The organism is Candidatus Omnitrophota bacterium, from assembly GCA_016929445.1.
Lineage (GTDB): Bacteria > Omnitrophota > Gorgyraeia > JAFGIU01 > JAFGIU01 > JAFGIU01.
Genome location: JAFGIU010000104.1, coordinates 21,860 through 32,362, shown reverse-complemented (window position 1 = coordinate 32,362; position 10,503 = coordinate 21,860). Strand labels below are relative to the sequence as shown.

General features: G+C 54.9%; 8 protein-coding genes. 2 read left to right on the top strand and 6 right to left on the bottom strand.

Annotation, left to right across the window (positions count from 1 at the left end):
- Nucleotides 1–239: 239 nt before the first annotated feature.
- Nucleotides 240–977, bottom strand: coding sequence for a hypothetical protein (locus JW937_08380; protein ID MBN1587420.1), 738 nt, complete (start codon nucleotides 975–977; stop codon nucleotides 240–242).
- A 12-nt stretch (nucleotides 978–989) separates the two neighbouring features.
- Nucleotides 990–5,822 carry a filamentous hemagglutinin N-terminal domain-containing protein gene (locus JW937_08375; protein MBN1587419.1) on the bottom strand — a complete coding sequence of 1,611 codons (4,833 nt, stop codon included), beginning with the start codon at nucleotides 5,820–5,822 and terminating at the stop codon, nucleotides 990–992.
- 371 nt (nucleotides 5,823–6,193) lie between these two features.
- Here JW937_08375 and JW937_08370 point away from each other — a divergent pair, with 371 nt between their 5' ends.
- Together JW937_08370 and JW937_08365 are read left to right on the top strand one after the other, a co-directional pair.
- On the top strand, nucleotides 6,194–6,394 hold the full coding sequence (locus JW937_08370; protein ID MBN1587418.1) for a hypothetical protein: 201 nt from the start codon (nucleotides 6,194–6,196) through the stop codon (nucleotides 6,392–6,394).
- A complete protein-coding gene (locus JW937_08365) occupies nucleotides 6,381–6,935 on the top strand; it encodes a hypothetical protein (GenBank protein MBN1587417.1) in 555 nt (184 codons plus the stop codon). Before JW937_08370 ends, JW937_08365 begins: the two co-directional genes overlap by 14 nt.
- Here JW937_08365 and JW937_08360 read toward each other — a convergent pair.
- The 4 genes from JW937_08360 to JW937_08345 all read right to left on the bottom strand — a co-directional run bounded on the left by JW937_08360 (nucleotide 6,932) and on the right by JW937_08345 (nucleotide 10,502).
- Nucleotides 6,932–7,378: a phosphatidylglycerophosphatase A gene (locus JW937_08360; protein MBN1587416.1), complete on the bottom strand. Its 447-nt coding sequence runs from the start codon at nucleotides 7,376–7,378 to the stop codon at nucleotides 6,932–6,934. The genes JW937_08365 and JW937_08360 overlap by 4 nt on opposite strands.
- Before the next feature lie 23 nt (nucleotides 7,379–7,401).
- The gene (locus JW937_08355) at nucleotides 7,402–7,752 is read right to left on the bottom strand and encodes a DMT family protein (GenBank protein MBN1587415.1); all 351 of its coding nucleotides are present in this window, start codon (nucleotides 7,750–7,752) and stop codon (nucleotides 7,402–7,404) included.
- A 254-nt stretch (nucleotides 7,753–8,006) separates the two neighbouring features.
- Nucleotides 8,007–9,233, bottom strand: a complete 1,227-nt coding sequence (locus tag JW937_08350) for a HEAT repeat domain-containing protein (GenBank protein MBN1587414.1) — start codon at nucleotides 9,231–9,233, stop codon at nucleotides 8,007–8,009.
- Between the two features lie 201 nt (nucleotides 9,234–9,434).
- Entirely contained in the window at nucleotides 9,435–10,502 is a 1,068-nt protein-coding gene (locus JW937_08345) for a threonine synthase (protein ID MBN1587413.1), read from the bottom strand.
- Between the last annotated feature and the right edge of the window lies 1 nt (nucleotide 10,503).

Genomic DNA, 10,503 nt, shown 5'->3' with positions numbered 1-10,503 from the left:
TGAAGCCGCTGCAGGAGCGCTACCATGCCGCGCGTTCGGATGAGGGGCGTTTGAGGGAAATTCTCAAGCGCGGCGCAGATGAGGCCCGCCAGCGCTCTCAAGTGATGCTCGAGAAAGTCCACCACGCGCTGGGATTTATTCCGAAGGGTTAAGGCAAGGCGTCATTGCGAACGAAGTGAAGCGATCTGCGCAGAACACAGATTGCTTCGTCGGTCTTTGACCTCCTCGCAATGACGGAGTCACTCGAACGCTTCCTCAATCACTTCCCTGGCAAGCTGCGCGGAAAGTTGATTCGCCGCCCGGTTAATGGCCTGAATCGTCTTGCCCGATGTTGAAGTGACCGCGCTAATCCGGTACCCGCGCACCTCCGAATCCGACTCCGCCACCCGCGCGTCCCACACATCCCCGGTCAGGGGGACCATCGAGGTCTCCACGCGCGCGGTCAGATTGAGATAATCGCTGGGCTCCTCCCACAGCTGAAAGTCCTCCACCTGAATGCGGATCACATAATCGGGATGCCGCTGCTCCATGAGCCGTATCTCCGTGGCATCATCATAGGCCACGGAAACGCTCTCAAAAGAGCTCTCCAATAATGCGGTGAGCGCCTGCGGGAACAGTTGCCCAAACGGAATCACAATGTGGGTGGCAATGGAGGTGATGCCCACGGTGGTGCTTTGGCCGGCGCCGATGGTGGAAACCTTGTAGTCGTGATAAAAGCCGATCAGGTGCGAGCGCTGCGGATCCCAGGTGGGGCCCTTCTTGATGTGCCAGGTGGTCTCGTTGAGCGGCCGATCGGGCAGCACCTCTTCAAAACGCAGGAGCACCGCGCCCGGCCGCTGCTCCATGGCGCCAATCAGCGCCTGATCCCACCGCGCCTTCTGATAGGGCTGCGTGGTCGCGGCCATGCAGGCGGTGAGGCCAACCACCAGGAGGAGGAGCAAAAGAAGCGTGACTGTTTGAAGGCCAGTTTTTTTCATCTCAGCTGTCTCCTAGTCTACCAGACCGCCAAATATTTCTGTACCCGACCAGGTGCCTCCCCAGTTCAAATCTTGCCAACGAAACGAGAGAAGATGAATCTGGTTCTTTACAAACTCGGAAGAAGTCTGCAGTAGCCCCAAGAGCAATGCGCCGTTGGGCATGACATAGCGGTGTCGAACATCATTGACTGTAACAGCTTCAAGTTTGATATCATCTCTTGCATTCACGCTGGCACCCGGCTCAATCACGGCCCTGGCTTCATTGTTGATCTCTGTATTCACCAAGGTCCCTTGTGGCACGGCCACTTGACTGCTAATTCCAAGAAGGTTCACCATCTTCCCCTGATTTCGAGCTTTGAGAATCACATCCTGGTCTGGATCAAAACTGACGTAGCTAGAGTTAAAGTTGTTAACCTCAACATTTTCTCCAATCTGAGCCCAAGTATGGTCCTCAATCAATGTCTGAATCAACGGCTCCAGCACAGGCCGCCAACGCATTAAAGAGGTCCATGGGGACTGCACAAAAGAATACACCTCATTAATGGCATTGACGGCTATCAGCAATCCTGCAAAATCGGTTGATTCTCCATCGTCGGCAGAAACGGCAATTTCAGTATCTGGGTTAATATTGGCAACAGACCAGCGGTCTATATAGGTGTTGAGCTTCGCGGGACTCCGGTTGGTTCCATTCTTTGGAAGCACAGGCCCGGCCAGGCCGAATAGACGGATATCATCGTTGACTTCTAACACAATATCATCCAATGCCGCGAATTGACCGTACATTTCAATGACGTCTGCCGAAGCAATCGCTTGCTCGTTCGCATAGCTCCCTCCCCTGGGTGCAGAGTTGGGTTGCACAGGTCCCGCCAAAGAAAATACTTCGATATCCGAATCGGTCTGAACTGCGAGATTTCCTGTGTTCAACGTTTCGGAGATCAACATAAGCGTTTCGTTGAAAGCTTCTGTATGTGCGCTAACGTTTCCCACTCTAGTCGCATTGGGTGAAGGTTGGGCCAAAGTCAGTACCCGCGTCTGATTCGAGGATTGAACTGTGGTGTCATCACTGGAACCCTCTACTGCGATATTAGACCCGGCTAAACTGCTCTGCATCAAAGAAGCTACAATGTTCTCAGCATAAAAATCACCCGCACTGACCGGCCCAGCGGCCGCAGAATCATAGTCCACAGCCAAAGCCACTACATCTTGTGCATTCTCTGCTGTGACTTCAAGTCCATAGGCGAGATGATCTGTATTATGTACCGCGGCTTCATTGCCAATATTGATATCGTTCTGGGCGTTGGCACTACTTACTGCAAAAGAATCTATCCCCATGAGATCCCCCGCGAGAGCACGAACCTCATGGTTTTGACTCGCATGAATGCGACTGCGATCAAAGCTAGCTAGTGGCGTTCCCCAGTTCCCAGCCACACTGAATGATTCCAGATAGTTCTTGGCACTTGCTCGGACTGTCCCATTCAAGGGAGCAAAACCCTCGGCATCTTTTGCAATAGGACTCGCAACCGTCCATACATTCTTATTGCCCTTAACTAAAATGTCGACGCCCCCCTTAGCTTCAATATAGCTTGGCGGAGGAGAGGAGGATGAGCGGTGGTAGTGCAGGGTGGATGTAAGCCAATCCAGGACAAAAGTCTCTGCGCTAAGATCATACCATTGGGGCAATAATGAGTTCGAAGGAACTGGATTCACAAGATTAACAGAGCTCAACTCGGCTTCACCCCACAAGACCAGACCACCGGAGGTCCAAACCGTTGCACTTCCATCAATACGTAAATCACTTTCATTGTTCACCCACACCTGGCTGGCCGGTACCTGTGATGAATATGAACTTCGGCCAGATCCTAACACATCCACTTGGTTAAAAAGCCTCAGACGATGCCCAGCAAACATCTCCACACTCCCGTTTGCTTGAATCTGAACCTGATCCGCAACATGGGCATCGGTCCGCGCGGTATAGCGAGCAATATTGTACACATTGCCGCTCTCGCCTTGAACTCGATTTATGGACTCAATTCCTGGTTGTGCAGCGATCATAACCCCTTGCCAATCCTCGGTAGGGAGCAAACGGCCGTTGATAACGACCTCATCTTTTACTACAGCCGTAGCAGCACTTAGGACATTTTCAATACGCGTCCCCGTGGTCACTCTGGGATCGGTGCCCCAATCCAAGACAGGCTCCTCCTCCAGAATTTTATCCTCATCCAACATATCAGAGATTCCTTCCAAACCTTCTCCCAAAGCCGAGGGCACCTGGTCCTCCAGCTTGTCGATTGCGGAACCTAGCCATTGACCCGTATCGTGGGACAAGGCCTCCGGAGCTTCCCAAGCAAACTCAGGGGAGAAACGATACCACTGATGACCACGGTCTCTTTCATCAGATGCTGTCAAAATCTCGATTATTCGATTTGCATCCAAAATGGATTCATCCCGGACAATGCCCACGGCTTCTCTGAGGACCTCTCCAATCGCCAAGGCTGTCCCCGCACCAAAGGGGCTTCGATTAACTGCTTCAAATTCAGAAGTACCAATAGCTGCCGTTTCTACTAGCAGGTCTCCATTTGAGAGGATATCCGCTCCACCTTCCACCGAATTCAAGCTCGTCATTTGATCTCGGGTAATCGCGACGGCAGGAATCCGTTCAACTCCCGAAGTATCCAATGACTCATTCGCGAGTCGCCCGCTTAAAAACTCAGAAAGAGCTTCTGCTCTGGAACCTGATCTCCAGACTAAACCACCGGAAGATTCGGCGGTGGTCCTATAGTCGTCCTCGTAGTTCCCAACCGCCAGGATGAAAAACTCATCAGCCCGACCAATCCCTTTAAACACACTCTCCACCACGGCCTCATTGTCGCTAACAGCCACAGCTCCACGTCTTCCGCCACGGATCCGAACACCATCCTCAATCAGGGGCCTTGTCCAATTGACATCAGAATAGATTGTGACTCCTGGTGCGGAAATCCTCGCTCCCTCATCCACAAGCAAATATGAGTTGGTGATCCGTTTCCCATAGGCCATGGGCCAATCGTTCGGTCTTCCGGCGAGAATCGAGGTATCTTCTACACGAAGATCCGAGGTGTTGAGCATATTAGAGGTAATTTGAATTTCTGCGCCGGCAGAAAGATTCGCGTTAGGGCCCACATAAACATTGGAATTTCCTTCTGAGCTTGCATACATCAATCCCGGTGCCGGACCTGAATACCACAGCCGGGCTGTGGGTTTTGAGCTCGCTTCCACTGTCAACTGTTGGTCGGCAGCAAGCACCGTTCCTTCCCCAATGGAAAGCTCTGCATTGGCCTCAGACTTAATACCTCGTCCCATCGCATCAACTGGAAAAATCTTGTCCTCATTCACCCACATATCCAGATCTGTTAGGTCAGCAGAGACCGTTTCGTCCGAATCGATCTCAGCCGTAACGGTAGATCTGGCCGATGCCGTCATGTCGATATCTCTACCCCTCACCTGCACTGACTTACCCAAAATCAGGCGTGCATCTGCTGTGAGCTCATTTTCAAAAGGGACTCCTGCAAGCCATGCCGACGACTTCCACACTTCCGCGCCCAACTGAACCGTATTGCCCTGAAAACCGTTGTCGGCATGAGCCACAATGACCACGTTGTTACCAATCTCGATGTGTGGAGAAAAAAAGGTAATGCGCCCGGAACGGCCCGTTGAAGCTCCATTCAGATGATCTCCACTAGCTACTTGTCTGCTCGATACCACAACACCATCCGCAACATACACGCCCTTATCTGCAGCAAGATCGATGTCTGCTCCCCAAGAGAAATAGTCGGAATTGACAAAGATTGTGTCGGGGTCAATCAGCACCCTTCCGCTTTGCCCCTCGAAGGCCCCGGCCTCAATCCGCCCGCCGTTCAACTCCACATTGCGCGCCGCCGAGAACTCCACAAAGCCCCCATCCCCGGAAATTTCACCGCCGCGCACATCGATGAGTGATCCATCAGCTAGAATGCCGTCACGAGCACCAAAAACATTCACCACACCGCCATTGGATTCGCTGCCTCTGCCGCGCGCACTGATCTCAGATCCAGATTCGAGCACAACATCCCCAGCACTCACGATTTGAATCTGACCCGCATTCACAACAATCTGGTTCCCCTCTGCAAACCCTTCCGTATTGACGGCCCCCGCATTCACCACGAGCGCTTCACCGCCCTCTTCCACCCCCTCCACACCCCCATCCAACACCACACTAATCAGCCCCTGAGAGTCCAACTGCAGCACCAGTTGCTCGCCGGCCGCGAGAACCGCCGATCCCCCGTCCGCGCGAATCACGCCCTCATTCCGCACTTGCTCACCGATCAGCGCCACATAACCGCCGGGCGCGGCCGTCAGCGTTCCCTGGTTCACCACAGCAGCCCCGCCCTCGCCCGCAAAGGCCCACTTACCCGCAAGAAAATCCTGATTCTGGATGTCCAAGGTGGAAGCCGCCAAGGCCCCCACATCCACCCTGGAGCCGGGCCCAAACAACACTCCCTGCGGATTCACCAAAAAGATCTGCCCGTTGGCCTGAAGCTGGCCGAAGATAGCCGAAGGATCCGCGCCCACCACCCGGTTCAAGGCCACGCTGCTCGCCGAAGGCTGCGCAAAACGCACGGCCTCATCGCCCGCAATAGAAAAGCTGTGGTAATCGGCAATCATTTTGTCTGTGGCCTGGTTTACCTGCATGGCCTTGCCCTGGATATCGAACTGGGCCTGGCCCGAGGCCACTTCCTTGAGTTCCGGCAAACCCAAGGCAGGCATGACCAGCATCAAGTTGAGTAGTATTGCAAGGGTGAGCTGTTGGGGAGTGGTGAGCAGTTTTGGCATGGACGGACTCCGTGGTTTGAGGGCAAACAAAAAACCCGAAAGCGAATCGCTTCCGGGCAGAAAGTCAGGTTCTGTATTGACGCAATGATCGCGTGTGGTCGTCTGAGTGCCTCTCAAGATGCCCCTGACACAGAACCTTAAAACTAATGCGCGTCCCCGCATGAGACTAATTACCTGACGAAGGTCATATAGCCACATAGACCTAAGTTGTTTCAATGGTGACGGGTTAGAGAAAAAGTGTCAACGAAAAATACCTTACCGGACGCGTAAGATTTGGGGAGCCTCGGGGACGGTTCTCGCAAAACCCGTTGCAATCAAAGGGGCTGGCGAGACCTGTCCCCGGGATTCTTCTTGCCTGTATAATAGGGGCCATGGAACGCTACCGCATGCACCCTGTCCAAAAGAGGCTTCTTCAGGAGGCCTCCACCGCCAAAAAGCTCCAGCTCATCGAGGACATGTTCCAACTGGCCTGGCAGACAAAGTGGTCCTGGTTCAAGGAGCAAAACCCCGACTGGAGCGAGGACCAAATCCGCCAGGCTGTAAAGGAGTGCATTCTCAGTGCTGGAGACTAAGGTTCTCGAATTCACAAGACGGCTGGATGAGATTCAGCTTCCCTACATGATTACCGGTTCCGTCGCCGCCATGCTCTACGGAGAGCCCCGCTTCACCAACGATCTGGATCTTGTGCTGGAGCTCAAAAAGGCAGACGTGGACAAGCTGATTCAGGGATTCCCTGCGGATGCATTCTACCTGCCGCCGGAGGAAGTGCTCATCATCGAACAAAAACGGCGCATTCGCGGACACTTCAATATCATCCATCACGACAGTATGTATAAGGCGGATGTGTACCTGGCCGGCGAAGATCCCCTCCACCGGTGGGCCATGGCCAAACGCAGGCAATCGGACTTTGCGGGCGGAGACGTCTGGCTGGCGCCCCCGGAGTATGTCATTGTCCGCAAGCTTCAGTTTTTCAAGGAAGGCAAATCCGAAAAGCACATCCGCGACATCCAAGCCATGATGGAGTCTCTTGAGGACCAACTCGACCGGAACCTGGTGAGGGAAAAGGCCCAGGACCTGGGCGTGGTTGAGGAGTGGGAGATGGCTTCCGCTTAGAAGAAGACCAAAAGCAGCGCTATCACTGCACGGGCAAATAATCCTGCCACCACATCATCAGCCATAATCCCCAAGCCGCCGGGCAGGGCTTCGGCTTGCTTCACCGGCCCCCGCTTCACAATGTCGAAAAACCGGAAGAGCGCAAAGGCCCCAAGAACGGCCCACACGTTATGGGGCACGGCCAGCAGCGCAATCCACATGCCGGCTGCTTCGTCCACCACAATAATGGAAGGGTCTTTGGCGTTGAGTTTTTTGGCGAAGACTTCAGAGCTCCACCAACCAAGCCCCAGCAGGATCAGCAACACAATCCCCTGCGCAGTCAGAGAAGGCTGCAACACAAACCAGAGCACAGCAGTCAGGGCGCTCCCCACTGTGCCGGGGGCCACAGGACTGAAGCCGGCCCCGCCTAATGTGGCCATGAGTTTGCAGATTGTATTTGGCATGGTTTTTCGCAAGCGTTCATCCGTTAAACAAATCTGTGACGAAACATGAAAAATACTGCCCCGACAAGACACAACCCTGCCCATAAATAGTCAAATCGCAACGGTTCTTTCATGTATATAAAGGAAAAAGGTATAAAGACTGTGAGCGTAATGACCTCTTGAATGATCTTGAGTTGTCCGATATCCAATACGGTGTATCCAATACGGTTTGCCGGAACCTGAAGGAGATATTCAAAAAGCGCAATACCCCAACTAACAAGCGCTGCTATTATCCACGGCTTATTATTTAACTCCTTCAGATGAGCGTACCATGCAAAGGTCATGAATACGTTACTGCAAACAAGCAAACATACTAAAGAGAGTACTGGGTTCATGTATTTCTCATGTCTCCATTGCTGCATGCCACGAATCAAACCTCCTAAAGTCGTTTCTGCTCCACATCTTCAGCGCATACAGTCGGCTGACTTTAGTGCGGACATTATATCACTGAGTTACAGTGGGTTGATGCGGATCCCGGGTGTTCAATCCGTCATGGCGAGTCCGGCTCCGGTATCAGGCGCCACTTGTGCCCTTCGAGACGCCGCTGCGCGGCTCCTCAGGGTGAGCGGCCCAGATAGACGCCGACAAGCTACTTCAGTTTTTTGAGGGAGCCTTCCATGACGGCGCGCGCGTAGCGGTCTTGCTCGCGTTCGTGGGCGTGTTCCAAGGCGGCCAGGATCTCGGGGCCTTTGAAGTTGAGCGCCAACTCCGCGGCCACGCGGCGTTCAAAGGCTTTGCCGCTGCGCAGCCTCTGGATAATGAGCTTTTCGTGTTCGGGGCGGAGAAGCTCGCCGAGGTGCGCGGCCACGTTGTTCCTGATTTTGTCGTCGCCGTCGCGCAGCATGCGCACTAACTGCGGCACTGCCTCCACATCTTGCTGGCGGAACACACTCTCCACAGCCGCACGCCGCACCACGACATTCCAGTCCTTGAGCCGCGCACGCAGCTGTTTGAGGTGTTTGGCACTGGTCTCGGGCCGCTGGCCAAAGGCCCGCACGGCTGCGCGCCGCACTCCGGAATCGTCCTGCCTAAAGAGCTTCACCATGAGATTCATGATCTCAGGAGGGAGTTCCTTGTAACTGTTGAGCGCCTCAATGGCTGCCACGCGCACGCGCGGATCCCGGTCGTGCAGCATCATGGCCAATACATCTCTCCCCTCCTCCAGCTGCAAAAGTTCCATCGCATTCACGGCCCGCAGGCGCACCTCGGAAGAGGGGTCATGGCTCATCTCCAGAATACGGGCACCCGACTCAGCGCCCTGCACCAAACGCAGGCCCGAGAGCGCATCCGCGCGCACAAACTCATTCACATCATAGGTTGCGCTCTCCATGAGCTCGACGGCTCGCGGGTTGCGCAGGCCGCCCAAACGCAGAATGGCTTCCTGGCGCAAGTCCGGATCCGGGTCCTTGATCTGCTCCGCGTATTTCTCAAAATCCACCGGTTCGGTCACGCTCGCGGGCTCGATCTCGCCCTCAGGCAAGGGCCGGAGCGTATAGTCAAAAGTATTGTAATCGCGCAAAGTAAAGGGCCACAAATTCTCCATCACAAAGTCCGGGCCGGGAATGGAGTACCACGGGCCTTTGAACTGCTCCACCGTTTGAATGTCGTAGTAGCCTTCATAGCTGAGCCGGATGTGGCGTTTGCCGTAATTGAGGAAGGACATTTCCAGGGGCGTCACCCCTTCGGGTGTTTCGGATTGGTCCAGGAAGACTTCCGCACCGGACGGATCGGATTTGACGATGAGTTTGCGCTCCACGCAGGCGGAGGCGGAGAGGGTTACGAGGATGAGGAATATGGCGAAGAATTTGCGGGACATAAGCTCCCGGAATGTCATTCCCGCGAAAGCGGGAATCTAGTTGAAGTCAGTTATACGAATAGATCCCCGCCTACGCGGGGATGACAACACAGATCCTCGGGTGTCAGGCACCCTGTTGAATTTGGTATCAGGCACCACTTGTGAAGCATCTTATCCAGACTGTGGTGCCTGACACCTTGCCGAATCCGGTGCCGGACACCTTCAAGGCTTCTTTAACTGCAAACGCCGGGCAACGCTCATGATATTCGCGGAAACGGAGCGCGGCACCGGCACGGCATCCAGGGCCGAGCTGGGATCCTTGAGCCCGTGCCCGGTCAAAATACACACGTAGCGCGCGCCGCGCTTTTTCAGAGCCCCGGCCTTGGCCATCTTGAGAAGCCCCGCGACCGAAGCCGCACTCGCGGGTTCGCAGAACACGCCCTCTTCTTTGGCCAGGACCTTGTACGCGTTGCGGATCTGGCCCTCAGTCACGGAATCAATCAGGCCCTTGGATTCGTCGCGCGCAGCCACGGCTTCCACCCAACTCGCGGGATTCCCGATGCGAATGGCGGTGGCAAAGGTCTCGGGCTTGGCAATGGGTCTTCCCTTGACAATAGGCGCCGCGCCCGCGGCCTGAAAACCCATCATCTTGGGCAAGCTCTTGATCTTCCCCTCGGACTTGTATTCATTGTAACCCAACCAATAGGCGCGGATATTGCCCGCGTTGCCCACGGGAATAAAGTGATAATCCGGAGCCTCACCGAGCGCATCGCAAATTTCATACGCGCCGCTCTTTTGGCCCTGAATGCGATAGGGGTTCACGGAATTGACAAGCGTGAGATTGTATTCCTCGGAAAGCTGGCGCACGAGCTTGAGGGCTTCGTCAAAATTGCCTTTGATCGCCACGACCTCGGCGCCGTGAAAAACCGCCTGGGCGAGCTTGCCCATGGCAATGGCGCCTTCGGGGATGACCACAATGCATCGCAGGCCCGCGCGCGCGCCATAGGCTGCGGCCGAAGCCGAAGTGTTGCCCGTGGACGCACAGATAATGCCCTGCGAGCCCTGCTCCAGAGCCTTGGACACAGCCATGGTCATGCCTCGATCCTTGAATGAACCCGAGGGGTTCATGCCTTCAAACTTGAGCCACACCTGCGCGCCGCCGCCCACTTGACCGGCCAGCCACGGGGCCGGAATGAGCGGAGTGTTTCCCTCCAGAAGCGTAATGATCGGAGTCTTGCGCGTCACAGGCAGGTACTTGCGGTATTGGGCAATCACACCCTTCCAAGCCATG

Bases quoted from the DNA above. Each gene is read 5' to 3' on its own strand.
- JW937_08380 (MBN1587420.1), bottom strand. From the start codon at position 977: ATGAAAAAAACTGGCCTTCAAACAGTCACGCTTCTTTTGCTCCTCCTC.
- JW937_08375 (MBN1587419.1), bottom strand. From the start codon at position 5,822: ATGCCAAAACTGCTCACCACTCCCCAACAGCTCACCCTTGCAATACTA.
- JW937_08370 (MBN1587418.1), top strand. From the start codon at position 6,194: ATGGAACGCTACCGCATGCACCCTGTCCAAAAGAGGCTTCTTCAGGAG.
- JW937_08360 (MBN1587416.1), bottom strand. From the start codon at position 7,378: ATGCCAAATACAATCTGCAAACTCATGGCCACATTAGGCGGGGCCGGC.
- JW937_08355 (MBN1587415.1), bottom strand. From the start codon at position 7,752: ATGAACCCAGTACTCTCTTTAGTATGTTTGCTTGTTTGCAGTAACGTA.
- JW937_08350 (MBN1587414.1), bottom strand. From the start codon at position 9,233: ATGTCCCGCAAATTCTTCGCCATATTCCTCATCCTCGTAACCCTCTCC.
- JW937_08345 (MBN1587413.1), bottom strand. From the start codon at position 10,502: ATGGCTTGGAAGGGTGTGATTGCCCAATACCGCAAGTACCTGCCTGTG.